28 protein-coding genes are annotated in these 26,264 nt (G+C 63.3%); 16 read left to right on the forward strand and 12 right to left on the reverse strand.

What is annotated here, in order from left to right; genetic code table 11:
• Window positions 1–32: 32 nt before the first annotated feature.
• The gene (locus ABID19_RS30270) at window positions 33–983 is read right to left on the reverse strand and encodes an NmrA/HSCARG family protein (RefSeq protein WP_354494251.1); all 951 of its coding nucleotides are present in this window, start codon (window positions 981–983) and stop codon (window positions 33–35) included.
• On the opposite strand from ABID19_RS30270, the gene ABID19_RS30275 reads away from it, so the two are divergent.
• Window positions 958–1,464 (forward strand): winged helix-turn-helix transcriptional regulator, encoded by a 507-nt coding sequence (locus ABID19_RS30275; protein ID WP_354494252.1) that lies wholly within the window; start codon window positions 958–960, stop codon window positions 1,462–1,464. The genes ABID19_RS30270 and ABID19_RS30275 overlap by 26 nt on opposite strands.
• A gap of 415 nt (window positions 1,465–1,879) precedes the next feature.
• On the opposite strand, the gene tlpA is transcribed toward ABID19_RS30275, so the two are convergent.
• Complete coding sequence (gene tlpA / locus ABID19_RS30280; protein WP_354494253.1) at window positions 1,880–2,566, reverse strand: thiol:disulfide interchange protein TlpA; 687 nt, start codon at window positions 2,564–2,566, stop codon at window positions 1,880–1,882.
• A 34-nt stretch (window positions 2,567–2,600) separates the two neighbouring features.
• Here tlpA and argH point away from each other — a divergent pair, with 34 nt between their 5' ends.
• The 3 genes from argH to lysA all read left to right on the forward strand — a co-directional run bounded on the left by argH (window position 2,601) and on the right by lysA (window position 5,598).
• Window positions 2,601–4,001, forward strand: coding sequence for an argininosuccinate lyase (gene argH / locus ABID19_RS30285; RefSeq protein WP_354494254.1), 1,401 nt, complete (start codon window positions 2,601–2,603; stop codon window positions 3,999–4,001).
• 69 nt (window positions 4,002–4,070) lie between these two features.
• A complete protein-coding gene (locus ABID19_RS30290; RefSeq protein ID WP_354494255.1) occupies window positions 4,071–4,277 on the forward strand; it encodes a lipoprotein in 207 nt (68 codons plus the stop codon).
• A gap of 52 nt (window positions 4,278–4,329) precedes the next feature.
• Window positions 4,330–5,598: a diaminopimelate decarboxylase gene (gene lysA, locus ABID19_RS30295; RefSeq protein ID WP_354494256.1), complete on the forward strand. Its 1,269-nt coding sequence runs from the start codon at window positions 4,330–4,332 to the stop codon at window positions 5,596–5,598.
• Between the two features lie 14 nt (window positions 5,599–5,612).
• Here the strand turns inward: lysA and ABID19_RS30300 are convergent, their stop codons facing one another.
• Entirely contained in the window at window positions 5,613–5,915 is a 303-nt protein-coding gene (locus tag ABID19_RS30300; RefSeq protein ID WP_354494257.1) for an ArsR/SmtB family transcription factor, read from the reverse strand.
• A gap of 50 nt (window positions 5,916–5,965) precedes the next feature.
• On the opposite strand from ABID19_RS30300, the gene ABID19_RS30305 reads away from it, so the two are divergent.
• The 3 genes from ABID19_RS30305 to ABID19_RS30315 all read left to right on the forward strand — a co-directional run bounded on the left by ABID19_RS30305 (window position 5,966) and on the right by ABID19_RS30315 (window position 10,137).
• Window positions 5,966–6,907 (forward strand): threonine/serine dehydratase, encoded by a 942-nt coding sequence (locus tag ABID19_RS30305; RefSeq protein ID WP_354494258.1) that lies wholly within the window; start codon window positions 5,966–5,968, stop codon window positions 6,905–6,907.
• A gap of 175 nt (window positions 6,908–7,082) precedes the next feature.
• Window positions 7,083–9,728 carry a TIGR02302 family protein gene (locus ABID19_RS30310; protein ID WP_354494259.1) on the forward strand — a complete coding sequence of 882 codons (2,646 nt, stop codon included), beginning with the start codon at window positions 7,083–7,085 and terminating at the stop codon, window positions 9,726–9,728.
• 40 nt (window positions 9,729–9,768) lie between these two features.
• Complete coding sequence (locus tag ABID19_RS30315; RefSeq protein WP_354494260.1) at window positions 9,769–10,137, forward strand: glyoxalase superfamily protein; 369 nt, start codon at window positions 9,769–9,771, stop codon at window positions 10,135–10,137.
• 30 nt (window positions 10,138–10,167) lie between these two features.
• On the opposite strand, the gene ABID19_RS30320 is transcribed toward ABID19_RS30315, so the two are convergent.
• Complete coding sequence (locus ABID19_RS30320) at window positions 10,168–11,025, reverse strand: LysR family transcriptional regulator (RefSeq protein ID WP_354494261.1); 858 nt, start codon at window positions 11,023–11,025, stop codon at window positions 10,168–10,170.
• Between the two features lie 281 nt (window positions 11,026–11,306).
• Here ABID19_RS30320 and ABID19_RS30325 point away from each other — a divergent pair, with 281 nt between their 5' ends.
• Window positions 11,307–12,257, forward strand: coding sequence for a DMT family transporter (locus ABID19_RS30325; protein ID WP_354494262.1), 951 nt, complete (start codon window positions 11,307–11,309; stop codon window positions 12,255–12,257).
• A 12-nt stretch (window positions 12,258–12,269) separates the two neighbouring features.
• Here ABID19_RS30325 and ABID19_RS30330 read toward each other — a convergent pair whose 3' ends face one another.
• The 3 genes from ABID19_RS30330 to ABID19_RS30340 all read right to left on the reverse strand — a co-directional run bounded on the left by ABID19_RS30330 (window position 12,270) and on the right by ABID19_RS30340 (window position 14,219).
• Window positions 12,270–12,641 (reverse strand): response regulator, encoded by a 372-nt coding sequence (locus ABID19_RS30330; RefSeq protein WP_354494263.1) that lies wholly within the window; start codon window positions 12,639–12,641, stop codon window positions 12,270–12,272.
• A gap of 376 nt (window positions 12,642–13,017) precedes the next feature.
• Window positions 13,018–13,554: a hypoxanthine phosphoribosyltransferase gene (gene hpt, locus ABID19_RS30335; RefSeq protein ID WP_354494264.1), complete on the reverse strand. Its 537-nt coding sequence runs from the start codon at window positions 13,552–13,554 to the stop codon at window positions 13,018–13,020.
• Window positions 13,555–13,580: 26 nt separating this feature from the next.
• Window positions 13,581–14,219, reverse strand: a complete 639-nt coding sequence (locus tag ABID19_RS30340; protein ID WP_354494265.1) for a hypothetical protein — start codon at window positions 14,217–14,219, stop codon at window positions 13,581–13,583.
• 191 nt (window positions 14,220–14,410) lie between these two features.
• Here ABID19_RS30340 and ftsE point away from each other — a divergent pair, with 191 nt between their 5' ends.
• The 3 genes from ftsE (at window position 14,411) to ABID19_RS30355 (ending at window position 16,852) form a co-directional block, all read left to right on the forward strand.
• The gene (ftsE, locus tag ABID19_RS30345) at window positions 14,411–15,070 is read left to right on the forward strand and encodes a cell division ATP-binding protein FtsE (RefSeq protein WP_010911739.1); all 660 of its coding nucleotides are present in this window, start codon (window positions 14,411–14,413) and stop codon (window positions 15,068–15,070) included.
• Window positions 15,063–16,052: a cell division protein FtsX gene (locus tag ABID19_RS30350; RefSeq protein ID WP_354494266.1), complete on the forward strand. Its 990-nt coding sequence runs from the start codon at window positions 15,063–15,065 to the stop codon at window positions 16,050–16,052. Before ftsE ends, ABID19_RS30350 begins: the two co-directional genes overlap by 8 nt.
• A 77-nt stretch (window positions 16,053–16,129) precedes the next feature.
• Window positions 16,130–16,852, forward strand: a complete 723-nt coding sequence (locus ABID19_RS30355) for a YdcF family protein (protein ID WP_354494267.1) — start codon at window positions 16,130–16,132, stop codon at window positions 16,850–16,852.
• A gap of 24 nt (window positions 16,853–16,876) precedes the next feature.
• Here ABID19_RS30355 and ABID19_RS30360 read toward each other — a convergent pair whose 3' ends face one another.
• Entirely contained in the window at window positions 16,877–17,521 is a 645-nt protein-coding gene (locus ABID19_RS30360; protein ID WP_354494268.1) for a pyridoxamine 5'-phosphate oxidase family protein, read from the reverse strand.
• A 117-nt stretch (window positions 17,522–17,638) separates the two neighbouring features.
• Between ABID19_RS30360 and ABID19_RS30365 the strand changes: the two genes are divergently transcribed.
• Together ABID19_RS30365 and ABID19_RS30370 are read left to right on the forward strand one after the other, a co-directional pair.
• Complete coding sequence (locus ABID19_RS30365) at window positions 17,639–18,550, forward strand: LysR family transcriptional regulator (protein ID WP_354494269.1); 912 nt, start codon at window positions 17,639–17,641, stop codon at window positions 18,548–18,550.
• Window positions 18,551–18,659: 109 nt separating this feature from the next.
• Window positions 18,660–19,454: a lysophospholipid acyltransferase family protein gene (locus ABID19_RS30370; protein ID WP_354494270.1), complete on the forward strand. Its 795-nt coding sequence runs from the start codon at window positions 18,660–18,662 to the stop codon at window positions 19,452–19,454.
• Window positions 19,455–19,480: 26 nt separating this feature from the next.
• Here ABID19_RS30370 and ABID19_RS30375 read toward each other — a convergent pair whose 3' ends face one another.
• The 3 genes from ABID19_RS30375 to ABID19_RS30385 all read right to left on the reverse strand — a co-directional run bounded on the left by ABID19_RS30375 (window position 19,481) and on the right by ABID19_RS30385 (window position 22,389).
• Window positions 19,481–20,098: a LysE family translocator gene (locus ABID19_RS30375; RefSeq protein ID WP_354494271.1), complete on the reverse strand. Its 618-nt coding sequence runs from the start codon at window positions 20,096–20,098 to the stop codon at window positions 19,481–19,483.
• A gap of 223 nt (window positions 20,099–20,321) precedes the next feature.
• Window positions 20,322–21,269: an aldo/keto reductase gene (locus tag ABID19_RS30380; RefSeq protein WP_354494272.1), complete on the reverse strand. Its 948-nt coding sequence runs from the start codon at window positions 21,267–21,269 to the stop codon at window positions 20,322–20,324.
• Between the two features lie 151 nt (window positions 21,270–21,420).
• On the reverse strand, window positions 21,421–22,389 hold the full coding sequence (locus ABID19_RS30385) for a GlxA family transcriptional regulator (protein ID WP_354494273.1): 969 nt from the start codon (window positions 22,387–22,389) through the stop codon (window positions 21,421–21,423).
• A gap of 170 nt (window positions 22,390–22,559) precedes the next feature.
• Here ABID19_RS30385 and ABID19_RS30390 point away from each other — a divergent pair, with 170 nt between their 5' ends.
• On the forward strand, window positions 22,560–23,540 hold the full coding sequence (locus ABID19_RS30390; protein ID WP_354494274.1) for a quinone oxidoreductase family protein: 981 nt from the start codon (window positions 22,560–22,562) through the stop codon (window positions 23,538–23,540).
• 64 nt (window positions 23,541–23,604) lie between these two features.
• On the opposite strand, the gene ABID19_RS30395 is transcribed toward ABID19_RS30390, so the two are convergent.
• Window positions 23,605–24,171 carry a gamma-glutamylcyclotransferase gene (locus ABID19_RS30395; RefSeq protein ID WP_354494275.1) on the reverse strand — a complete coding sequence of 189 codons (567 nt, stop codon included), beginning with the start codon at window positions 24,169–24,171 and terminating at the stop codon, window positions 23,605–23,607.
• A 117-nt stretch (window positions 24,172–24,288) separates the two neighbouring features.
• On the opposite strand from ABID19_RS30395, the gene ABID19_RS30400 reads away from it, so the two are divergent.
• Together ABID19_RS30400 and ABID19_RS30405 are read left to right on the forward strand one after the other, a co-directional pair.
• On the forward strand, window positions 24,289–25,287 hold the full coding sequence (locus ABID19_RS30400; protein WP_354494276.1) for a DUF2125 domain-containing protein: 999 nt from the start codon (window positions 24,289–24,291) through the stop codon (window positions 25,285–25,287).
• A gap of 50 nt (window positions 25,288–25,337) precedes the next feature.
• Window positions 25,338–26,264: a sugar kinase gene (locus tag ABID19_RS30405; protein WP_354494277.1), complete on the forward strand. Its 927-nt coding sequence runs from the start codon at window positions 25,338–25,340 to the stop codon at window positions 26,262–26,264.

Raw genomic sequence — 26,264 nt, forward strand, 5'->3', positions numbered from 1 at the left:
CGCGGCGAACTGGTCAAGCGCCGTTCAGATCGTCACGCGTGGCCGTAGTCCCACGCTCCGGCCTTCCCTAGTGCCTCTATGAAAGCCTTGCGTCCGCTTCCTGCGAGCCAGGAGCGGAAGGATTGCAGATCGGGATTGAGTTCCCGCAAAGCGTCAATATCTGCTTTTCCCGCAAGGCGTCCCTCGTCCAGCAGCTCGGTTAATTTCCTGAGGAAGGGATTGGCTGTCAGGACTTCGTCGGAAAAACGACTATAGGCTATTGGGCGGCCGGCCGCCTCGGTGAACAGGGCTTCCAAATCTCGACCCGTGACGGTATCGCTCGCGATTTCGAGCGTCTTGCCACCAAATCGGACCGGATCCGCGAAGATCGCAGCGACGAACTTGCCGATGTCTTCCACCGCCAAAAGTTGCATCTGCTGATCCGGCCTGGCGAAGAAGTTGAAGCGACCCTCGTCCAGTCCAAAGCCCGGCATCACCAACATCTCCATGAAAGCCGCCGGTCGAACGATGCTTGCGGTAATCGGCAGGGTGCGAATATGGTCCTCGATGCGGGCCTTGCTGTCGAAGTGCCCCATGCCAGTCGGCCCAGCTCCGACTGCTCCGGTCGAGGTGTAGACAAGGTGCTTGACGCCGCTTTCGACTGCAAGGTCAGCGATGGCGATACCGTAGCGCTCCTCCTCCTCATCAGTCAGTCCAAGCGTAGGTCCCTGGCCCGAACTCGGTTGGACGCTGAAGATGCCGTTGACGCCATTCATCGCCCGCCGGACCGATTCAACGTCGGCGAAAGCCCCCTGCATGAGTTCAACGCCGGCATCGCGAAGGGCCACCGACTTCGAGGAGGCAGGATCTCGAACGAATGCGCGAACCTGCCAGCCTGCCTTGAGAAGTGCAGAAGCGACCGACCCGCCCTGCTGACCGGTTGCACCAAATACCAGAATCCGCAGTTTGCTATCAGACATGAAATTACCCTCGTGCTTGAACAAGGGTTACTCATATATACCTACGCAAAATGACCCGGAAGACGGCACATCTTTCAACCTCAGGCACAAGGATGATACGTTGGACAGATTGATACATGGGCGGCCCTACGTTGAAACCGAGCAAGGCCCTCGTTTCAGACCGTGCGCTCCCAACGACGTTCTCGCCCGGCTTGGTGACAAATGGACTATTCTCGTCATGTCGCACCTTGCAGTGGTGCCCGGGCACCGGCTCCGTTTTTCGACCCTCAAGAACGGCATCGACGGGATCACTCAGCGGATGCTGACACTCACCCTCCGGAATCTGGAGCGTGACGGGCTCTTGGTACGCCACTACTTCCCGGAGGTGCCACCGCGCGTCGAGTATGAGCTGACCGAAATGGGCGCAGGCATGCTGCCTGCCCTTGAGGGGTTCACTTCATGGATCAGGAACAATTGGCCCAGCATTGCGAACTGCCGGCGCGCCTATGATGAGGCTCGGCAATGAGACAACCCAATCTTATCTCGCCCGAGTGCCCGGGATACGGGTGAAAGGCAGCTTACGACCCGAAGCGTTTGACGCTCTGAACGACTTGGTTTGGTCGAGTCCTGCTGGACAAAAGGTAGTGAGCGGTGACCCCGCCAGGCGTTCGCGGTCGTCCTCTGTTAGCGCTCTCTGGCGTGGCATCCACGCCTTGCCTCAGTCGGGTTCCGAGGTCAGGCGAGGCGAGCATCGGTCGGGTTTTTCGGAAAATGCCGCGACGAGATTGGCGCGCCTGTCGATGTCACCGCGCAGAACGACCCCCATCGAGATCCACATAGACCACCGGCCAGCGCCCAGTTCTTCGACGAGGTCGACCGTAGCCAGACCGAAATCCGTTGCAGACCGAAATCGGTTGCGATTGCCGTGCGCCCAGGGGCGCCTAGTCCGACTTGCCGAGCGCCGTCTCGACCAGCCGCTTGGCGTCGGGGCTCGACCATTCGGCCGGGCCGTTCATATGGGCGATCAGACAGCCTTCGCCGTCGATCAGCATGGTTACCGGCAGGCCGAGCGCCAGGCCGCGCGTCTTGAGATCGTTGAACAGCGCCATCGTCGAATCGCGGTAGTGGCCGAGCGCCTTGACGCCGGTTTCCTCGAGGAACTTCTTCGGCTTGGCGTCGTCACCGGCATCGACGTTGACCGCAACGACCTCAAAGGCATCGCTGCCCATTTCTTGCTGCAGCGCATCGAGCGCCGGCATTTCGGCGCGGCAGGGCGCGCACCATGTCGCCCATAGATTGAGCAGCACCGTCTTGCCGGCATGGTCGGCGAGCGTCATCGGCTTGCCGCCAGGATCATTGAAGGCGAGGCTTTTCAGCGATTGCGGCGGATCGGCCGGCAAAAGTGCTGCAACTTGGCCGGTAGCAGCAGCCGCGACCGTCTTGGCACGATCGGCCTTGGCAGTGCAGGCGACGTCGTCCTTGCTGTCGCCAATAGCAACTTGAGCGGGCGCGTTGTTGCCAGAACCGCTCTCGCTGACATATACCGCGACCGCGCCGGCCAGCACGCCCGCCACCAAAGCGGCGAGGATGAGGCGCGGGGCCGGGAAGAATTTATTGCCGTCTGCCATTTTCTAAAACTGCTCCGGAGCACGGGTTATAGCGATGAGCGACAAGAAGGCCAGCAACCAGATGTGGGGCGGACGTTTTGCCTCGGGTCCGGCCGCGATTATGGAAGCGATCAACGCGTCGATCTCGTTCGACCGCAAACTCTATGCGCAGGATATCAGAGGCTCGATCGCCCATAGCGAGATGCTGGCGCAAACGGGCATTATTTCGGCGGCCGATCAAGAAAAAATCGCTCACGGACTGAACACGATCCTGGCAGAGATCGAGGCGGGAAAGTTCGAGTTCTCGACCAGGCTGGAAGACATCCACATGAATGTCGAGGCTCGCCTTGCCGAGCTGATCGGTGCGGCTGCCGGCCGCCTGCACACTGCCCGTTCACGCAACGACCAGGTGGCGGTCGACCTCAGGCTCTGGGTCAAGGACGAGTGCTTTCGCGTCGCCGAGGCGCTGAAGGGCCTGATCGCGGCGTTCCTGGAACGGGCTGAGGAGCATGCGGCAACGGTGATGCCTGGCTTCACCCATATGCAGGCGGCGCAGCCGGTGACCTTCGGCCACCATTGCATGGCCTATGTCGAGATGTTTTCGCGCGACCTGTCGCGTGTCCGCGACGCCATCGAGCGGATGGACGAAAGCCCGCTCGGTGCTGCCGCCCTTGCCGGCACCAGCTTTCCGATCGACAGGCACCAAACGGCCAAGGCGCTCGGCTTCCGCGAGCCGATGCGCAACTCGCTGGACAGCGTTTCGGACCGCGATTTCGCGCTGGAGTTTTTGGGGCTGGCGGCGATCTGCGCGATGCATCTGTCGCGGCTGGCTGAAGAGATCATCATCTGGTCGACGCCGCAATTCGGTTTCGTCAGGCTGTCGGATAGTTTCTCCACCGGCTCCTCGATCATGCCGCAGAAGAAGAACCCCGATGCCGCCGAGCTGGTGCGCGGCAAGACCGGCCGGGTTACCGGGCATCTGGTCGGCCTGCTGACTGTCATGAAGGGCATGCCGCTGACCTATGGCAAGGACATGCAGGAGGACAAGGAATCCGTGTTCGACGCCGCCGAGACGCTCGACCTGATGCTGGCGGCGATGACCGGCATGGTGCGCGACATGACGGTGAACGCCGCCGCCATGAAGAAGGCCGCCGGGTCAGGCTATTCGACCGCAACCGATCTCGCCGACTGGCTGGTGCGCACGCTCGGCCTGCCGTTCCGCGAGGCGCACCATGTCACCGGCCGCGCCGTGGCGCTGGCCGAAGAGAAGAAGATCGGGCTCGACAGGCTGCCGCTGGAAGACTTGCAGTCCATTCACCCCGGCATTACGGCGGACGTGTTTTCGGTGCTTGCCGTGCAGAATTCGGTGAAGAGCCGCACGAGCTTCGGCGGCACCGCGCCGTCGGAAGTGAGGAAGCAGATACGCTACTGGAAAAAGCGCATCGCCAAAGCTTGAGCCAGGGTGCAATGCGCTGAAAACTCGGCTAAAAGCGGCAGCACGCAAAAGTTTCGGACGGATGGATCGATGACCGCAAGCAGGATTTTGGTGACGCTGACGCTGCTGGCGGCGGTGGTGGCTGTTACGGCCTGCGGCAGGAAGTCCGGGCTCGATACGCCCTATGAGGCGGCCGTACAGGCACGCAAGGACGCACAGAAGGCCAAGCAGCCCGTGCCGCCGGAGCCGGAAAAACCGGTCGAGGACAAGAAGTTCATTCTCGACCCGCTGATCTAGAGCCGATGAGATCGGCCGATCTCATCGTGCTCCAACTTCCGGAATAACTCTTGTGAACCATTTCGACTACCGCGACGGCGTGCTGCATGCCGAGGACGTGGCGATACCGGATATCGCTGCAAGCGTCGGCACGCCGTTCTATTGCTATTCGACGGCGACGCTGACCAGGCATTTCCGCGTGTTTGCGCAGGCCTTTGCCGAGCTCGACGCGCTGGTCTGCTACGCCATGAAGGCGAATTCCAACCAGGCGGTGCTGAAGATCCTGGCCAAGCTCGGTGCCGGCGCCGACGTGGTCTCGGAAGGCGAACTGCGCCGCGCGCTGGCCGCCGGCATTCCGGCCAACAAGATCCTGTTTTCGGGGGTCGGCAAGACCGCGCGCGAAATGGATTTTGCACTCTCGGCCGGCATTCTGTGTTTCAACGTCGAATCCGAGCCGGAACTGGAACTGCTGTCGGCCCGTGCCACGGCATTGGGCAAGGTGGCCTCGATCTCGCTGCGCATCAACCCGGATGTCGATGCCAAGACCCACAAGAAGATCTCGACCGGCAAGGCTGAGAACAAGTTCGGCATCCCCTGGCAGAAGGCGCGCCAGGTCTATGCCCGCGCAGCCGAACTGCCGGGTATCAAGGTCACCGGCATCGACACCCATATAGGCAGCCAGATCACCGAGCTGCAGCCCTTCGACGACGCCTTCGCGCTGCTGGTGGAGCTGGTCGGCGTACTGCGCGCCGACGGGCATGCCATCGAGCATATCGATCTCGGCGGCGGCCTCGGTATTCCCTACCGCGTAGACAACAGCCCGCCGCCCCTGCCGGACGCTTATGCCCAGATCGTCAAGAAGCACGTCGCCAGGCTCGGATTGAAGGTGATGTTCGAGCCGGGCCGGCTGATATCAGGCAATGCCGGCATCCTGGTCTCGCAAGTGATCTTCGTGAAGGAGGGCGACGCCAAGAACTTCCTGGTTGTCGATGCCGCCATGAACGACCTCATCCGGCCGACGCTTTACGACGCCTTCCATGACATCAAGCCGGTGGTGCAGCAGCCGGCCGCGGCGCCGCGCATGACGGTCGACATCGTCGGCCCGGTCTGCGAGACCGGCGATTATCTCGGCCTCGACCGCGACCTGCCCCGGCTGAAGGCCGGCGACCTGATCGCCATCGCCACCGCCGGCGCCTATGGCGCGGTGCAGGCCGGCACCTACAATACCAGGCCGCTGGTGCCCGAAGTGCTGGTCGACGGCGACCGTTTCCACGTCGTGCGCCCGCGCCAGACCTATGACGAGCTGATCGGGCTGGATTCCGTGCCCGATTGGCTGGAATAAAGGCTGTAGCGACGCTACAGCCGGTTCTGAACCAGCGCCCTGGTCTGCGCGATCCTGTCCTCGTCGCGGCGATAGAATGTCCACTGCTTGATGCGTTTGCTGCTGAGAAGGCCCGCCTGGGTCAGCACCCGCATATGTTCGCTGAGCGTCGCCTGGGTGATCCCCAGCTTTTCCGCGATCAGCAGCGCGCAGACGCCGTCCTCGACCAGATCGCCATCCGCCTGGCGGGGAAAATGCGCGCGCGGATCCTTTAGCCAGTCGAGGATTTGCAGCCTGCGCTCGTTGGCGATCGCCTTGAAGACATCAACCTCTTGCATTTAGGCATTTTGCTAAGTTACTAAGTGATGTCAACCCTTGGGAGCAGGTCATGCTGAACGGCAATAGGATTACACGCGAACGCATCGCCGCGATGGAACCGCGCATCCGGCCTTTCGTGCGCCACACGCCGGTGCTGCGCGTCGACATGGCCGATTTCGGCCGACCGCCTCTGAGCCTCGACCTGAAGCTCGAATGCCTGCAGCATTCCGGCTCGTTCAAGGCGCGCGGCGCGTTCACCAATCTTCTCGAGCGGCCGGTTCCCAAGGCTGGCGTCGTTGCCGCTTCGGGCGGCAACCATGGCGCCGCTGTCGCTTATGCCGCCATGCGGCTCGGTCACAAGGCGACCATCTTCGTTCCCGAAGTGAGCCCGCCGGCCAAGCTGGAACGCATCCGCGGCTACGGCGCCGAGCTGGTCGTCGGCGGCGCGCGCTATGCCGAGGCGCTGGCTGCCAGTGAAGACTTCGCCGTAAAATCCGGCGCGCTGCAGATCCATGCCTTCAACCAGGAGGAAACGCTGGTCGGGCAAGGCACGCTTGGTCTCGAGATCGAGGCCGACCTGCCTGAGCTCGACACGCTGCTGGTCGCCGTCGGTGGCGGCGGCCTGATCGGCGGCATCGCCGCCTGGTTCGGCGGCCGCATCAGGATCATCGCCGTCGAGCCCGAAGGCGCGCCGACGCTCTATCGCGCCTTCGAGGCCGGCCGGCCCGTCGATGCGCCGACTGAGGGCATCGCCGCCGATTCGCTGGCGCCGAAGCGCGTCGGCGACATGATGTTTCCAATCGCCGAAGCCTTTGTCGAGCGTTCCATACTGGTCAGCGACGACGAGATCGTCGCCGCGCAGGCGGCGCTTTGGGATCGGGTGCGAATCATCTCCGAGCCGGGCGGCGCCGCGGCCTTTGCGGCGGTCCTGTCCGGCCGCTACGCGCCGGCCGCGGGCGAGCGTGTCGCCGTGCTGGTCTGCGGAGCAAACGCCAATCCGGCTAAATTCTAAGGATAATAGGAGCAGTCCCGTTCACGTTTTAGGGAACTGCCTCGCCTTCGCCGTGTTTCTTGATATGTTTGGAGCGACGAGCATCTAAGACTTTGAGTCCTTTCGCATCCGATTTTCGGGCCGGTGCGATAGATTTGTGAGGTTCGGGTTATCCCGCCCGAATCAGGAAGGGCCGATGACGCAACGACCCACCTCTACAAGCGATCGCGGCTTGGCCGGGCGCCTTGCGCTGAGCCGGCTGGCGACGCGGGTCTCGATGACGGTCGAACGTGGCTGGCCGTTGCTGCTTCCGCTGGTCATCATCGCCAGCTTGTTCCTCAGCGTCTCGTGGCTCGGCCTCTTCCTTCTGCTGCCCGATATGGCGCGCATCGGCCTCCTGGCTGTGTTCGGCGTTGCCACCCTTGCCGCGCTCTATCCCCTGCGTTTCTTCCGGTTGCCGTCCAGCGCCGAGATCGACCGGCGCATCGAAGCGGCCAACCAATTGCTGCACAGCCCGGTGCTGGTGCAGACCGACCGGCCGAGCGGCAGGGAAAGCATTTTTTCGCAAGCGCTGTGGCGCGAACACCAGAAACGCATGGCCGAGAAACTCGGCGACCTCGGTGGCGACCTGCCACGCACCCGGGTGCCGGAGCGCGACCCGTGGGGGCTGCGCGCCGTGGCGGCGCTTTTGTTGGTCGCCGCCTTTGCCTTCTCCTTCGGACCGTCGGGCGGCCGCATAGCAGACGGGTTCAGCGCTCAGGCGGCGCGCGACACCGTCCCGCCGCGTATCGACGCCTGGGTGACGCCGCCGGCCTACACCGGCAGGCCGCCGGTCTTCCTCACGGCCCCAGCCCTCGCCAACCCAGCCCTTGGCAACCCAGCCCTTGGCAACAATAGCAGTCAGGCTGCGTCCATTTTCACCGTTCCGGAAGGCAGCGATGTGTCGCTGCGCGTCACCGGCGGTTCGGGCGAGGAAACGCTGAGCTATGCCGATGCCGACGGCAACGCCCGAACCATCGAGCCGACCGCGCAACAGGCCGACGCGGCCAAGCCGGCGGCGGCAACGCCTTCCACGGTGCGCCAGTTCACCGGAAAGCTGACGGCCAACGGCACGCTGACGCTCAACTCGGGCTATGACGAACTCGGCAACTGGACCTTCGCGGTGGTCCCGGACAAGCCGCCGCAGATCCGCTTCGTCGGCGAGCCGAAACGCGCCGCCAATGGCTCGTTCGAGCTCAACTACCAGATCGACGACGACTATGGCGCAGCCTCCGCCAAGGCGGATTTCGTATTGGCCGACCCGCCGGCGCCGAATGCGCATCCGCTCTACGGCCCGCCTGAAATGCCGCTGTCGCTGCCGCGCCGCGGCGCCAAGGGGAATGCCGCCAAGACCACGAAGGATCTGACCGAGCATGTCTGGGCCGGCGGCAACATCAAGCTCACGCTTGTCGCCACCGACGATGCCGGACATACGGCAACCAGCGAAACCAAGACGCTGGTAATGCCGGAGCGGCCCTTCTCCAATCCGCTGGCGAGAGCCGTGATCGAGCAGCGCCGCGTTCTGGCGCTCGACGCCAACGCCAAGAGCCGCGTGCTCGACCTGATGGACGCCATCACGCTCAGGCCCGAAGACACGTTCGACAACATGGCGCACTACCTCGCCATCATGAGCGCCCGCACTCGGTTGAAGATCGCCGACAGCGACGACCAGTTGCGCAATGAGGTGGCCTACCTCTGGGAGATCGCGCTCGGCATCGAGGAAGGCAACCTTTCCGAGGCCGAGAGGCGGTTGCGCCAGGCGCAGCAGGCGCTGCAGGACGCGATCAAGAATGGCGCCAGCGACGAGGAAATCGACAAGGCGATGAAGGAACTGCGCGAGGCGATGAACCAGTTCCTGCAGGAATTCGCCCAGCGCGCGCAACAGAATCCGAACGCGCCGCAGATGCAGCAGAACGGCCAGGAACTGCGCCAGAGCGACATCGAACGCATGATGGACCAGATCGAAAACCTGGCGAAATCAGGCGATCGCGACAGCGCGCAGCAATTGCTTTCGCAGCTGCAGGACATGATGAACAATCTGCAGGCCGGACGTCAGCAGCAGGGCGGCCAGCAGAACAGCGAGATGCGCCAGCAGATGGACAAGCTCGGCGAGATCATGCGGCGCCAGCAGGAGATGATGAACGAAACCTTCCGCATGGACCAGATGCAGCGCGGCCAGCAACAGCGCGGGCAGAACCGCGACGAGCAGCTCGGCGAGAACGGTGAGCAGGGCCAAATGGGCGAACAGGGCGAGCCCGGCCCAGGTCAAGACCGCGATCCGCTCGGCCGGCCGAAGCCGATGACGCCGGAGGAATTCGCCGACGCGCTGAAGCAGTTGCAGGAAGGCCAGGGCAAGCTGCAGGGCGACCTCGACCAGCTGAGGAAAGGCCTCGAAGGCATGGGCCTCGAGCCCAATGAGGGATTTGGCGACGCCGGTAAATCCATGGGCAGTGCCGAACAGGCGCTCGGCGACAGCGATGGCGACCAGGCCGTCGGTCACCAGGGCCGCGCGCTGGAAGCGTTGCGCAAGGGCGCCAAGGACATGATGAAGCAATTGCAGGCGATGCAGGGCGACGAGGGCGAAGGCGAGCGGGGCGGCCGCCAGCAGAACGCCGACCGCGATCCGCTTGGCCGGCCGCGCGCCACCGAAGGTCCCGATTTCGGCGATTCGGTGAAGGTGCCGGACGAGATCGACGTGCAGCGCGCCCGCCAGATCCTCGAAGCGATCCGCAAGCGGCTCGGCAACGCGCTCAGCCCCGACATCGAGCGCAGCTATCTTGAGCGGCTGCTGGAGCTGAAGTAAAGCTCTCCTATCGCCTCAAACATCAAACATTGAGATCGCCATGGCGAAACTCGGCGCCGTCACCCCGATCCTGCGCATCTTCGATATCGCCAAGGCGCATGAATTCTATGTCGGCTTCCTCGGTTTCGAAGTTCAGTTCGAGCACCGCTTCGACGACAACGCTCCCCTCTACATGGGAATTTCGCGCGATGGCTGCGTGCTGCATCTGAGCGAACATCACGGCGACGGCGCGCCGGGCGCTCACATCCGCGTTGAAGCGGGCGACATCGCGGCGCTGCACCGCGAACTGATTGCGAAGAAGTACCGTTTTGCCAGGCCGGGACTGGAAGAGACACCGTGGCAGACAAGGGAGCTCACTGTCGGCGACCCGTTCGGCAATCGGCTGACCTTCTACGAAGACGTCGCATAGCGGCTGCCCTTCCTGATCCCATCCGATCATTTAACGATTGGTGAACGCCTCGCGGATCGCCTCTTCCATCCCGTCGATGGCCTCGCCGGAGGCGTTCGGATTGCGCCGCAGCACCACGTTCGAGGAATCGATGTCGCCGAACCCATCGTTGGCCGTAAGTTCGCGGCAGCCTGCCGGGATGTTGCTGCGCGAGATCGGCGCAATCGCCAGCCCGGAGGTGACGGCGAGCCGTAGGCCGCCATTGGTGTCGCTGGTATAGGCGACACGATAGGCGAGACCGCGCTGCTCCAGCGACTTTATCGCGAAATCCTTGCACCAGCCGGCACGGTTGTAGAGCGCAATCGGCACCGGCCGCTCCTCATGCATGTGGTGCAGTTCCGAGGTCACCCATACGGTCGGGTCATGCATCAGCACCTCGCCGCCGAAGAGATCCTGCCATTCGAACACCACCGCCAGATCGAGCTCACCGGCGGCGAGCGCCGCGATCTGCGCGCCGGAATGCGCATAGCGGACGGTGACTTCGACCTGAGGATGGCGCTTGGCAAAGGCGCCGAGCGCGCGCGACAGGATGGCGTGCCCATATTCTTCCGGAATGCCGATGCGCACCGGCCCGCCAAGCGGCGCGGCGACCATCGATGCCGCCGTCTCGTCGAGCAGCGACACGATGCGACGGGCGTTGACGATGAGTTCGCCGCCGCGGCGCGTCAACGCCACGCCGCGCGAGCCGCGCTCAAACAGGCTGTCGCCGACCACATCTTCGAGCTTCTTCATCTGCATCGAAACCGCCGACTGAGTCCGGCCGGCCTGCTCTGCTGCCTTGGTGAAATTGCCGGTATCGGCAACCGCGACGAAGGTGCGCAGCAGATCGCTGTCGAGTGTCGGTTTCATGCATTCCGCCATAAGAAAATCTGATTGCTGGCATCATTCCAATTCGTTTGCAACATGTCAAACGGCGGATGATAGTCATCTCACCCATTGGATATGCGGCTGCGAAATCGGCCGCGGACCAATATAGAGTCCTCACTCGTACCCGCTGCCCGAAACGGTGGCGGGTTCTTTTTGATGCATGTCGCCCAAAAGTGCGCGGCGGTTTTGGGACAACGACATGCATAGACCAAAAATTACGCAGGCTGGTTCTCGGGCCGCACAGCAAGGAGCCGTCGAACGACATGCAGAATCGGATCGTTCTCGGCATGGCAAGCCTTTGCCTCGGCGTTCTGGTGTTCTCGCTCCAGGATCCGCTGATCAAGGCCGTGTCGGGCACTTATCCGGTGACCGAGGTGATGGCGATCCGCTCGATCGTCGCCTTGCCCATTCTTCTCGTGCTCGTTCATGCCGATGTCGGGCTCAGCGCGATCTTTTCGAAGCGGTTTCGCATGCTGACGATGCGCGCCTTCATCCTGTTCACTTCCTACACGGTCTACTATCTGGCGATTGCCGCCCTGCCGCTTGCCGACGCGGTGGCGCTCTATTTCATGGCACCGCTGTTCATCATGGCGCTTGCCGGCCCTTATCTCGGCGAACGAGTGGCATGGCAGACGCTGGTCACCGTCATGGTCGGGATGCTGGGCGTGCTGGTGATGCTGCGGCCCGGTGCCGGACTGTTCGACTGGGCGGCGCTGCTGTCGCTGGCCTCGGCAGTGCTCTACGGCTTTTCGCAGTTGATGGCTCGCAAGATCGGCGACACCGAATCGTCCACGGTTATGGCGTTCTACCAAAACGGCGTCTACCTCCTGGGTGCTGCAGCGGTCGCAGGGCTGTTCTGGCTGGCAGGAATAGCTCACGCCACGCATCCGAGCCTCGAATTTCTGGTCAGGCCATGGATCTGGCCGACGCCGATCGATTTCCTGAAGATGGCGGCCTGCGGCTTCGTCGCCTCGGCCGGCATGATCCTGTTGTCGCAGGCTTACCGGCTGGCGCCCGCCAACAGCGTCGCCACCTTCGAATACACTGGGATCATCTGGTCGCCGCTGTGGGGATTCCTGTTCTTTGCCGAGGTGCCGCGGTCGACCACCGTCATCGGCGCCGCCCTCATCATCGGCGCCGGCCTGTTCGCGCTCAATGCCAGCCGGCGCCGCAGCAGCGCGCCGGCAATCGCGGCGACCTGCGATCCCGCCTGACAGCGACTAAGTTTAGGCGAAACAGGCGAGCGCCTGGTCGACGCGCGCGCGGATTTCGGCCAGTGTGAACGGCTTCTGCACGACGTCCACAATGATCCCGTTCAACTCCTCGGCGCGCTCGCGCTGGTCGGCATAGCCGGTCATCAGCAAGATCTTCATCGCCGGGAAAAGCGACGCCGCCGCCTTGGCCATCTCGATGCCGTCCATTTCCGGCATGCGGATATCGGAGACGACAAGGTCGTAGCCGCCACGTGCTGCGCGGATCTGGGCAAGCCCTTGCGCACCGTCGGCGGCGATGTCGATTATATGCCCGGCGCGTTCGAGCGCGCGGGCGGCGAGGGTGCGGACGGACTCATCGTCCTCGACGATCAGGAGCTTTGCCATAGCGGAATGTTTGGCGTGGAAAAGTTGACTTTTTCTGAACCGCAAAGGCGGTCAGGGAGAATCCAGAGCGCATTGTATGAAAGCCCTGCACGGTTTCGGGATTGTGCTCCAGGGTGTGTTGAGATTCAGGTCAGGCCGAGCCGGAGTCGAAGACGGGCGCGAAGCGACCAAACAGGTGGGTTCCGAGAACCGGAGCGGAGCGTACTTTGGGTACGCGAGCCCGCGCATGATTTCGAAATCGAATCTGATTTCGAAAAGATCATGCGCAAAATCAGAGTTCTACAGCGTCCTTTGCGCGCCCAAGAAGGCGCGCGGCGCTGTAGTAAGCGCAGGAAACCGCGATTTGCAGGCCGGCATCACCCGAATATCGACATACCTAGCCCTTGACGACGCCGACGAACGGCAATTCGCGAAAGGCGTGGGCGACGTCCATGCCGTAGCCGACGACGAAGTAGTCGGGGCAGTCGAAGCCGACATAGTCGGCATTGAGCGCGGTCTGGCGGCGCATGCGCTTGTCGAGCAGCACGGCAATGGCGCAGCTTTTGGCGCCGCGCGACAGCATCAGGTCGCGGGTGAAGGACAGCGTCTTGCCGGATTCGAGGATGTCGTCGATCAACAGCACGTCGCGGCCGGCAACCTCATTGTCGATATCGCGCAGCACCCTCACCTCGCCGCTGGTGGTGCCGGCGCCATAGCTGGAGATGAAGATGAACTCGACCTCGGGCGACAGGCCGACATCGTGCATGGCGCGGATGAGATCGGCGGCGAAGATGAACGACCCTTTCAGCACCGAAATCACCAGAAGGTCCTGATAATCGTGCCCGGCGATCTCCTTGGCGAGTTCCAGATTGCGGCGGGCAATCGCCGAAGCCGAAAACAGAACCTCGATATCCTTGCCGCGCACGATTGGCATTGGCAGCCCTTCCAGAAATGACCGCCCTAATTGGCGAAGGTGACCGAGACGGTCTTGACCCCGTTTCTAGGCACGTCGAGCCGGCTCGAAAAGCCAAATCTTTCGCCGGGCGCCAGCGAACGGTTGAATGTGCCCAGCTTATAGCGGGTTGTGCGCCTGTCATTGCCGGTGACCCGGATTTCCAGCGGCGGCAATCGCGACGGGCTGGCGCCGTCATTGGCGGCCTCGCCACCGACGAACAGGACAGGTTTCGGTCCGGACGCATCGATACGCGACGTAACGCCTGAAATGGTGAGTGCAGCGCCCGTTTCCTGCGCCGCAAGAAGAAGCGGCGCCTGGCGAACCAGCGCGTGCCCGCCCGAGATCCAGAAGGCTGCCAGCGCGGCACCGAGGCCGGCGATCCAGAAGATCGGCCCGCCGCGCGATATCGGCAGCCGTTGCATCGCGGCTTCGGGCTTGCGCAGCATGTCCATGCCTTCAATCGATGGCGTGGCGATCACGCGCGAAGGCGGTGGGTCCATGCTTCCGGTGAAGCGCGGCAACACCTCGTAATCGGCATCGACGATGTCATCGGCTGGATCACGCATGATGCGTTCCGGCGCGGCGGCCATATCGGTCATGATTTCGCCGGAAACCGGGCGCGCGGTTCGATCCTCAGCCATCATGGCCCAGCACTACAGCACCTGTTCGCTCTTCGTTTCTTTTGCGTAAACGGAAATGGTTAACGCTTCCCCATCGGAACCCTTGTGACGCGCCCAAAAAACCTCAGAATTAACTGCCGGTTAACCATGCCGGCCGATGGTCTTTTCTCACAGAAGGCTGGCTCGTCGCCGCCGCAAGTTTCAGGTCGTCGAACGTGATCCGCTTCGAAAATGTCGGCCTCCGCTATGGCATGGGTCCGGAAATCCTCCGCGACATTTCCTTGCACATACCGGAGCGCTCCTTCCAGTTCCTGAGCGGCCCTTCGGGCGCCGGCAAGACGACGCTGCTGCGGCTTTTGTTCATGTCGCTCAAGCCGACGCGCGGGCTGATCACCATCTTCGGCAAGGACCGCTCGCGCATCTCGCGCACGGAGCTGCCGCATCTGAGGCGGCGCATCGGCGTGGTGTTCCAGGACTTTCGCCTGCTCGACCACATGACGACCTATGAAAACGTGGCCTTGCCGCTGCGCGTGCGCGGACGCGAGGAGGCGAGCTACCGCACCGACGTGACCGAACTCTTGAAGTGGGTCGGCCTTGGCGAGCGCATGCATGTGCTGCCGCCGGTGCTGTCGGGCGGCGAGAAGCAGCGCGCCGCGATTGCCAGGGCGCTGATCGAGCAGCCCGAGATCCTGCTTGCCGACGAGCCGACCGGCAATGTCGATCCGCCGCTGGCGCGCCGCCTGTTGCGGCTGTTCATCGAACTCAACCGGCTAGGCACCGCGGTGGTGATCGCAACGCACGACCTCGGCCTGATGGAGCAAGTCGACGCGCGGCGCATGATCCTGGCCGGCGGAAGGCTGGATATCTATGACTGATCTCCCCCTTGACCATGGCGAAGACCAACACGCCGAGAGGGGCGCGACGACGCCACGCGTTCAGCGCAAGATGGCGCCGATCGTGCCGGCGCAGAACATCGCCGGCCGGGCGCTGGTCCTGGTCATCGCCATCATGACGTTCCTCTCCTGCCTGACCTTCGGCGCGGTGACGCTGGTGCGCGACACCGCCTCGGTCTGGGAGAACCAGATCTCACGCGAGGCGACGATCCAGATCAAGCCGGTAGACGGCCTCGACATGGAGGCAGCACTTGCCCAGGCCTCGCAGATCGCCAGCGAGTTTCCTGGCGTGAAGGGCGCCAGGATCGTCGATCGCGATGCCACGGCGCGGCTACTGGAGCCATGGCTGGGCTCGGGTCTCAATATCGACGACTTGCCGGTGCCGCGTCTGATCATCGTCACCATAGACGAGAGCAACCCGCCCGATTTCGCCGCAATGCGTGCCGCGATCACGCCGAAGCTGCCCAGTGCCTCGCTTGACGACCATCGCACCTGGGTCGATCGGCTGGTGGCCATGGCCCGCACCACGGTGACCATCGGCATCGCCGTACTGGCGCTGATGCTGTCGGCAACCGTGCTGACCGTGGTGTTCGCAACGCGGGGCGCAATGGCCGGCAACGGCCACATCATCGAGGTGCTGCATTTCGTCGGCGCCGAAGCGCGCTTCATCGCGCGCGAATTCCGCCACCACTTTCTGGTCACCGGGATGAAGGGCGCAGCCGCCGGGGGTGCGGCGGCGGTGCTCGTCTTCATCGTCTTCTCATGGTGGTCGTCGCGCAACATGGCAACACCGCAGGCCGATCAGGCAACCGCCCTGTTCGGCAATTTCGCTATCGGTTCGGCGGGCTATTTCGGCGTCGTCCTCATGGTGCTGGTGATCGGTGCGCTGACGGCAGCAACCTCCCATGTCACCGTCGTCACCTATCTCAGCGACATCGATGTCCGCCAACCCGACGCGGGGTGATCACGGATAGAGAATTAGCGTAATGTAATGTGTGCTTTTTCACCTACTAAACGCCGTATTTCGGGGTTAACGATAAGATGATGGACGCGCGCGACTCGACCGGAATGGCTGGACAGTTGCCCTTGGTGATTACGCGTTCCCGCGAGCGCGCCAAGCCCAGCCGATTGGCGGGCGCGTTGCGCATCTCCGCTTTCTTTCTGCTCCTGCTGGCGACACTGTTTGCCGGCGGCTTCGGCTGGTTCGCCAACACTGTCAGCCGTCTCGCGACGCCCGCCAATCCAGCGAAAGCCGATGCCATCATCGTGCTGACCGGCGGCCATTCGCGTCTCGACGCCGCCATGGGCCTGCTTGCGTCCGGCAAGGGCGAGCGGCTGCTGATCAGCGGCGTGCATCCGTCCGCCAGCCGCCGCCAGCTTCAGGTCGCGACCCGCGGCGACAAGGAATTGTTTTCCTGCTGCGTCGACATCGACCGCGCCGCGCTCGACACGATCGGCAATGCCGAGGAAAGTGCAAAGTGGGTGGAAGACCACGCCTATGGCACCGTGATCCTCGTCACCAACAACTACCACATGCCGCGCAGCCTGCTGGAAATGGGTCGGCTGCTGCACAAGGCCAAGCTCGAGCCCTATCCGGTGGTCAACAGCAATCTCGGCAATGGCGGCTGGCTGACCAAGCCCAAGGCGTTGCGGGTGCTGTTTACCGAGTACAACAAATATCTGCTGGCGCTGGCGCGCGGCATCGTGCCGGTGAAACCAACGCCAACCGGCATCGCGCTGGCCGAGGCTGCTGGACCGAACTGAGCCGATCTGGAACCGGCAGCGGCATCATTCCTTGACGGTGGCCTTGACGGTGGCGGTTGAGGCGCCACGCAGGCGCGAGATTTCCTGTTCGAGACGTTCGATACGCTTGTCTCGTTCAGCCAGCGCCGCCGCCACGTCGGCCGCTTCGAAACGCTGCGGTATATGCTGCGGGCAGTTGGAATCCCAGGCCGAAACCGTGAACAGGATGATTTGCTCGGGGCGCGCCTTGTAGCCTTCCGGCATCAGCTTGGTCATCAGGTCGGCGTCGTCCTCGACGACGCGCGCGCTGCCCCAGATCTTGATGCGCTGCCGATGGGCATAGTCGATCAGGAACAGGAATGCGCGCGGGTTGTCGTCCAGATTGCCCTGGGTGATGAATTGCCTGTTGCCGGAGAAATCCGTGAAACCGATCGTCCGCTCGTCGAGCACCTTGAGAAAACCGGCCGGCCCGCCGCGATGCTGGATGTAGGGCTGGCCCTCACCATTGGCCGTCGACAGGAAGATGCTGGTCTGCGCCTCGATAAAGGCAGCGAGATCGGGCGTGATATCAGCCTGCCAGCCGCCGCGCTCCTCGACGCGGGCATAGGCATCACGTGAACCTTTGCGGGCCTGGATCGCCTTGACGGTTGGCGTGAAGGCGACATCGCTGGTGAAAACGTGAGCATTCATGGAAAGCCTCCTTTTGCAGGCAGAGCTGCGAACCATCGTCAGCGAGAGATAAGGCCTTCCATCTTCCGGATGCAGATGGCATAGATGCAACTTATCCTTCCACTTTATGGAAGAATTATGGATCGCCTTGAGGCCATGTCGCTTTTCGTCGCCGCGGTGGAAGCCGGCAGCCTTTCGGCCGCCGGACGCCGTTTCGGCATCCCCCTTGCAACGGTCAGCCGCAAGGTCTCCGACCTGGAGCGGCATCTGAAGACGCGTCTCCTGAACCGTTCGACGCGGCAGCTGATGCTGACCGACGCCGGTCACGCCTATCTCGCCGCCTGCCGTCGCATTCTCGAAGAGGTCGGCGAGGCCGAGCGTATCGCAGCCGGCGAATACAGCGCCCCGACGGGCGAACTGATCGTCACCGCTCCGATCGTCTTTGGCCGCCTGCATGTGCTGCCGGTCGTCATCGGCTTCCTCGCCGCCTACCCCGACGTGGCTATTCGCCTGATGCTCGCAGACCGGGTAACCCAGTTGACCGAGGAGCACATCGATCTCGCCGTCCGTATAGGCGAGCTTCCCGACTCGAGCCTGGTGGCCATCCGCATCGGCTCGATCCGGCGCGTTGTTTGCGCGAGCCCGGCCTATTTGGCCGAGCACGGCACGCCAGAGACCCCGAAAGACCTCGCGGCACACAACTGCATCACCTTCGAGGGGCTCACCGCTCCCGCCGCTTGGACGTTTGCCACCGGCAAGACCGAACTCGCTGTTCCGATCCGCTCACGGCTTCGGGTCAACACCGCGGAAGCGGCGATCGATGGCGCGATTGCCGGCGTCGGCATGACGAGGGTGCTCTCCTATCAGATTACTGCTGCGGTGCGCTCCGGCATGCTCCGCACCGTGCTGGAGCCGTTCGAGCCGCAGCCATGGCCGGTCAGCCTCGTGCATGCCGGCCAGGGTCTCCTGCCACTGAAACTGCGTGCGTTCCTCGACTTCGCCGCTCCACGCCTGAAGACGCGGCTCGTGCAAGCGACATGGCAGGCCTGACGAACGGGCGGCGCCTCATCAAATCGGCTCGATCTCCGTCCTCGCGCCGTTTCCTTTTTGCCCGCGCTTGGTGTAACCAACGCACACTTCCTCACCGGGCAATTCCCACATGCTCCTTATCCGTTCGCTGGCGTTCAACCTCGTCTTCTACGTCAATCTGATCGTCCAGATGGTCCTCTGGACCCCGTATTATTTCCTGTCGCCGCGCCACCGCGCCTGGTTCGTGCCGAAATTCTGGTCGCGCACCTCGATGTGGCTCTACGACAAGATCGCCGGCACCAAAAGCGAGATCACCGGCCAGGAGAACCTGCCCGAGGGCTCCTTCATCCTGGCGCCGAAGCACCAGTCGTTCTGGGACACGATTGCCTTCCTGCCGTTCCTTCATGACCCTGTTTACATCCTGAAGCGGGAACTGACCTGGATCCCGTTCTTCGGCTGGTACATCCTGAAAATGCGGATGATTCCGGTCGACCGCGGCAGCCGCTCGAAAGCGCTGAAAGCGGTGGTCGCCGCGACCAAACAAGAGCTGGCGCGCAATCCCCGGCAGCTGATCATCTATCCGGAGGGCACGCGGCGGGCGCCGGGCGACGAGCCGGCCTACAAATACGGCATCGTCGAGATCTATGCGCAGCTCGGCATTCCGGTGGTGCCGGTCGCCCATGTCGCCGGCCTCTATTGGCCGCGCCGGAAATTCCTGCGCTATCCCGGCACGATCAAGGCCCGCTTCTTGCCGCCGATCCCTCCCGGGTTAGACAAGGGGGAGTTCATGGAGCGGCTGATCGGCGAAACGGAAGCCGCCTGCGACCAGCTACTCGTCGACGCGTCCCAGGCGCCGAACCCGCCGCCCATGCCGCCGACGGCGGTGAAGCGGCTGAGGGAATTGGCCTCCGATAACCCGGCCTGAGCCGTGCGTCCGACCGGCACCAACCCCTAGGAAATCACCGCCAGCGCCGTTGTCAGAACCAGCGTCGCCGCAAACATCAGGTTGATGATCCGCGAGGTCAGCGGTTTGCGCAGAAAGCGCGCAAACGCCGCCCCGGCGAGAAGCCAAAGGGCATGGATGGCGACGATCATCGCGACGAGGACCGCAAGCTTGAGCCCTGCATCGAGCTCACCGGTGGACGACGTGCCGGCGAAGACGGCGGCGATCGCCACATAGGCTTTGGGGTTGGCGACGGCCAGCACAAACCCACCCAGGAATGTGGGAAGTGCCGCCCCGCCGGTACGCGCAGCCAAAGGCGGAGCCGTTGCTATCTTGAAGGCGAGGTAGAGAATGTAGGCCGCCGACGCGACCGCCAGCAGCGGTGTGAGCTTGGGCGCAGAGGCAAGCATGGCCGTAATGCCTGTCGCCACGACCAAGAGCACGGCAACCGTCCCAAGAATGATACCCGAGGCGTAGCGAAGCGAACCGCGCAGACCGAAGGCGGCGCCAACGGCAGTGACACTTATCGTGGCCGGCCCCGGACTGCCCATCACGACCGCCGACGCCAGCACAAGCGCGAGCAATTGCTGCCATAGTTCCGGATGGGAAAAGACCTGCTCGGCCATCTGTATACCAGTATCCCGACGCGACGGGACCAATGGTATGGCAGGGCAGAGCAGGGCGTCTTGAACGATCGTGCGCGGACCGCCGAGCGATCCTTGGCTGCTGTTTGAGCAAGCCGCCGCCGCTTCTAGAGTGGTTCGGCTTTGGTAGAACCGCCGAACCGCTCTAAGTATTTGTTTTTACGCACTCCCCAGGGAAAGCGCTACGCACTTTTCTGGAATTGCCCTACGCACTCGCGCTGTCGAGTTCGGCAATATCGTCCGGATTGAGCTTCAACGATGCGGCGCGGACGAGGCTGTCGACCTGGTCCAGCGTCGTGGCGCTGGCGATTGGCGCCGTGACGCCAGGCCGCGCGATCACCCAGGCGAGCGCCACGTCCGCCTGCTTGGCCGAGTGGCGCGCCGACACCGCGTCGAGTGCCGCCAGGATGCGCATGCCGCGAGCATTGAGGTAATCTTTCACGTCGTCGCCACGCGCGCTTTTGCCGAGATCGGCTTCGCTGCGGTACTTGCCGCTCAAAAACCCTTTGGCGAGGCTGAAATAGGTGATGACGCCGATGTCTTCGGCCATGCACAGATCGCGGAGCGGCCCGTCGAAGGAGGCGCGGTCATAGAGATTGTACTCCGGCTGCAGCACCGCGTAGCGCGGCAGGCCCCGCAGGCTTGCCACGTCGAGCGCTGCGCGCAACTGGCCGGCATCGAGATTGGAGGCGCCGACATGGCGGACCTTGCCTTTGGCGAGCAGCTTTTCGTAGGCGCCGAGCGTTTCCTCATAGGGAGTAGCCGGGTCCGGCCAATGCGACAGATAGAGATCGACGACATCGGTCTGCAACCGCTTCAGCGACCCATCGATGGCCTTTTCGATATAGGCGGCGGAGAGGTCTTTCCTGCCCTGCCCCATATCCGACCCGACCTTGGTGACCACCACGACCTTATCGCGGTTGCCGCGGCTCTTCATCCATTTGCCGATGATCGTTTCGGATTCGCCGCCCTTGTTGCCGGGAACCCAGCGCGAATAGGAATCGGCTGTGTCAATGGCGTTGAGGCCGGCGCCGACGAAGCGGTCGAGCAGGTCGAACGAGGTTTTCTCGTCGGCGGTCCAGCCGAAGACGTTGCCGCCCAGAACCAGCGGCGCGATGGACAGGTCGGTTTGACCGAGACGACGTTTCTGCAAGACTGATCTCCGTGGGAAATGGAAAGGAGCGGGCGAAAGCCCTCGCTTAACCTAGGTCTCACCGCGCCAAGGTCAAAGGCCTGGCCGTCCTTTCCAAAGGGCCAGCGCTTCACAAGGGCGCGATCCACCGCGTTGACGTTCCAGCCGATGCCTATTGGCTTTGGCGCCGGTATTCGCCAGGCGGCAGCCCGACCGCGCGGCTGAAAAGCCGGCTGAACGAGGCCGTATCCCGGTATCCGACCTGGTAGCATATTTCCGAAATGCCGAGTTTGGTGCGTTCAAGAAGCGTTTTCGCGGCCTCAAGGCGCCGGTCCTGGATCCATCGGCCGGGAGTGGTGTGCAATTCATCGGAAAACCGGCGCGCCAGCGTTCGCGGCGACAGACCGAGCTGCGATCCAAGGAAGGCAAGGTCGAGCGCTCCGAGCTGTGTTCTGGACAAGGCTTCGAGCCGGTCGCGGAACGGCTCTTGCGAAGGCAGCAGATCGGTGAGCGGGAACTCGTAAGGTGTCTGGATCTGCCGCGACGGCGGCAGCACCAGCAATTTGCGAACCAGGCGCTCCTCCCTGGCGAAGCCAAGGTCCCTGAGAAGCGCCTTGCCGAGCTCCAGGCCTGAAAAACCGCCGCCGCAAGTATAGATCCGTCCGTCCCCGATCAGCACACGTGAAGCGTCCCAACGCACCTTTGGAAAGCGGCGCTGGGCATCGGTCTTCAGCCACCAGGAGATCGTCGCGCGCTTTCGGTCGAGAAGACCGGCGTCTGCCAGGAAGTAACCGGCCCCGCAATGCGCGGCGATGATGGCGCCGTCGCGCTGCGCGCTTGCGATAAGCGGTGCGGCGTGGCGGCTCTCTTCCTCCAGCGCGGCAACAAGCTCCGGGATTTGCATACCGGGCATGGCCAGCAGGATCAGCAGGTCCATGCGCTGCGAGGGTTCGCGGCTGGTGTGAAAGGAAATGCCACGCGTCGTCGTGGCGTCGGCCTGCCGTGCCACGAATTCGAAGGAAATCGCCGGTGCTCCGCGAATGGTGTTCACCAGCTCGAACATTTCGACAAGTGTCGCGGCGACGGCCGAATAGAAGGTCGACGGCAGCCAGATCACGGCGTGGAGAGGGCGATTGTCCAAGATCATGTCCTTTGAGCATCATATGGCAAGTTTAGCACATAGATTGTCAAATCTGCCAATTTTCGATTTCAGCCGACGACCTTAGGTTCCGCGACCGATGCAAACATCGGCGCAGCAATCTGGTGACGTCCAGGCTGCTTGCCCCAGATCGCCCGTTACTGGAGACCGTCATGAAAGCAATTGTATTCGACGCAATCGGCTCGCCGCGAGACGTGCTCTATCTCGGCGACGTGCCGATGCCGCGAATTGGCGACGGCGAGGTGCTGGTCAGGATGGTCTCAGCCTCAGTCAACCCTGGCGATTTCCTGTTCATCCAGAACCTCTATCCCGAACCGAAGAAGCCGCATTTCCCCCGGCAGATCGCCGGAAACCATGGCGCCGGCATTATCGAGGCCGTGGGTGCGAATGTCGCGCTGAAACCGGGCACGCTTGTCGCATTCAGCTACTACGACAGCTGGGCCGAATATGCGGCCGTTTCGGCCGAATGGCTGATCCCGCTGCCCGCCGATTATCCGTTCGAACGCGCCGGGCAGATGGTGAATCCCATCACCGCCTGGGACCTTCTAGCGGATTCCCGTGTGCAGCCCAGACAGTGGCTGGCCGTCACGGCCGGCTATTCATCGGTTTCAACGATGGTGATGCAATTCGCCCAACGGCGCGGCATCAACGTGATCGCGCTCGTGCGACGCTCTCACGACAGGCTGGACCTGAAGCGGCTTGGTGCCACCGCCATCCTCGATCTGTCTGATATGAAGGTCGGCATCAGGGAAGCGGTCATGGAAATGACCGACGGCGCCGGGCTGAACGGGATCATCGACAATGTCGGCGGACCCGTCAGTGGCGAATTGATCCGCACCCTGGCGATGGGCGGGCAGATGATCATCAATGGCGGCATGAGCACAGAGCGTTTCGAACTGCACAATTTCGAGGTGCTGCTGAGCGGGGTCGAGATCAGGGCAAATATCTACCGCTACTTCTTTTCGCCGCCTGTCGAAGCCGACCGGTCAGTTTTGCGCGAGATTATCGACATCTTCGGCCAACCCGATTTCCATGTCCCTGTCGGCGGCATCCATCCGCTGGCGGGATTCGAGCTCGCTGTGACGAACAGCCTGGATCGCGCCGATCTCGGAAAACAGATTTTCAGGATGTAGCCCGGACCTGATCCCAAACCGAAGGTACCGGTTTTCGGAAGAGATCATCAAACAACGAAAGCGATCATGGCCCGATCCGCCGCGCCACCTCTTCCAGCCAGTGGTCGCGGATCCCCAGCGCCTCGAGGTGCTCCAGCGTGCTGAGCACGTAGTCCTCGTTCTTTCCCGACTGGCCGACGGCGCCGCGAACGACGGACGCCGCATCGGCCGCATCGAGCGCGCCGGCATATTGCTCGTGGGTGCGGTCGACGACATAGGCGACCGCCGAGACCGTCTCGCCGGCGTCCGACTCGCCGCCACCCTTCTCGTCGCCCCCGTTCGCATCGCCATTGTCGAGGCGAATGCTAAGCATGCGCTCGAGATAGACATTGGTGACCAGCTCGCGCTCGCGCAGATAGCTGATGACCTCATTGCGCAGCTCGCCGGGGACGCGGAAAGCCAGCCCGACACAGGAGCCGCCACGGTCGAGGCCGAGCACCAGGCCGGGCCGTTCGCGCGTGCCGCGATGCACGAAAGAGTAGACGCAGAGCGACCGGCGGTAGCCGTGGAGGCGGGCACGCCGTGTCTCGACATGCGCAAATCCTGGCCGCCAGATTAGCGACCCGTAGCCAAAAACCCAAAAATCGCCCATATCGCCAAGCCTGGTTGCGGCACTGCACTGGAATCGGTGTTTTTAAAATCCGTCTCCATCTACCTGATGTTGCCGGAAACGACAGCCTCTGCAACACGCGCTAACGAAAGCCGCAGCATGACGTCGAGTGACGAGCGCCCGCCGAATTTTCGCCGCCGCCTCTTCTGGCTTGGCGCTTTGATCGTCGTGCTGTTCGGCATCTACAGCGCCGGCTGGTTCTACCTGGCAGACAAGGTCAAGAGCGAAGCCGCCAAAGCCGTGGCCGAGCTCAACGGCAATGGCATCGAGGCTGACTGCGCCAATCTCACGGTCAGCGGCTATCCCTCGAGCTTTGCCGTTTCCTGCGACAGCCTGGCATATCAGGACGACACACGGAACGTCGCCGCCTCGCTCGGCAGCGTCAACGCGGTTACGCACATCACCCAGATCCTGTCGCCTGGCGCCGACCTGCGGGGGCCGCTCAGGACCTCCGTCCCGGGGATGGCGCCGCTGTGGATCGAGTGGGACACTCTGCGAGCGAACCTGAAACTGTCCTGGCCCCTGCCCCGGCGCGTTTCGCTGGAGGCCGAGGGCCTGTCCGGCCAGACCGATCCGGCTGATGGCACCGACCCGGTCGAACTGTTCAGCGCCGGGACGGCGGCCGGACAATTGCGTCCGAACGGTCAGGACATCGACTATACCGGGAGCTTTACCGATCTCGAAATCGATCCAGGGGCGATCGATGGCCGCGTGCTGCCGCCACTCGACGGCAGCGGCGACCTGACGCTGAAGAACGGCGTGGCGCTGATCAAGAACCAGCCAAAGAGCCTGCGCGGCCAGGCGGTCGATATCGGCAAGCTCGATCTGTCGTCGGGGACCGCGCGCATCACCGTTTCCGGACCGGTTTCCGTCGATGCCGATGGGCTGATCGACGCCGACCTGATGATTAGGCTTAGCGACCCGAAGGCCGTGGCGGCAATCCTCGGCAAGGCCATTCCCGAGCAGAAGAGCCAGATCAAAACAGGCTTTGCCGGACTGGCGCTGCTTGGCAACGAACCGTCGATGCCCCTCAAGATCGTCAAGGGCAAGGCCTCGCTCGGTTTTATCCCGCTGGGCAGGATCAAGCCGGTCGATTAGACCATGATTGCGAACCTACAGTTCCCAATCATGGTCAAACAGGAAGACAGATGAACAGCCCGGTGAAGCTCCTGAGTGTTGGCGCACTGACGCTCGATACGATCCTTCGCGTCGACACGCTTCCGGCACGTCAGGGGAAATTCATCGCGTCCGACGGCGTCCAGATCGCCTCGGGCATGGCTTCGAGCGCGGCGTGCGCCGCACGCCGCGTCGGCGCGGACGTATCGCTGTGGGCGAGTGCGGGGGACGACCTGGTCGGCGACCAGCTGGTCGCCGGGATCGAGGCCGAGGGCGTCGATTGCGGCTTTGTCCGGCGCGTCAGCGGCGCGCGGTCGGCACTGTCGGCCATCTTGGTCGACACGCATGGCGAGCGCATCATCGTTCCATTCTACGACAAGCTCGCCCAGGCCGACCCCGAGGCCCTCCCCACCCAAGACCTCGCCGCATTCGACGCCGTCCTGGTCGACGTGCGCTGGCCGGGCGCAGCAGCTTTGGCCCTGGCGGCGGCGCGCGCAATCGGCCGCCCGGCGATACTGGACGCCGACACAGCGCCGCGGGACGTGCTGGAACGGCTGCTTCCGCTGGCCTCGCACATCGTCGCATCGGAGCCGGCGGCGTTCATCCTCTGCGGCGAGGAGCAAGGCCCGCAACAGGCCTGTGAAGCGCTGGCCAGACGCACCGATGCATTTGTCGCGGTGACGGGCGGCGCTGCGGGAACCTGGTGGTTCGACCGCTCGATAGGGTCCGTGCGCCATGTCGCGGCGCCAAGGATCAAGGCAGTGGATACGCTTGCCGCCGGCGACGTGTTTCACGGCGCCTTTGCCGTCGGGCTGGCGGAAGCCATGCCGATCGAACGGACATTGCGGTTTGCCAGCGCCGCCGCCGCGCTCAAATGCCTGCGCTTCGGCGGCAGGCTAGGCGCCCCGGACAGGGCCGAGACGCTGGCAATGATGGCGGCTCACTGGCCGGCGGACTGA

The sequence above is a fragment of the Mesorhizobium robiniae genome (assembly GCF_040545535.1).
Lineage (GTDB): Bacteria > Pseudomonadota > Alphaproteobacteria > Rhizobiales > Rhizobiaceae > Mesorhizobium > Mesorhizobium robiniae.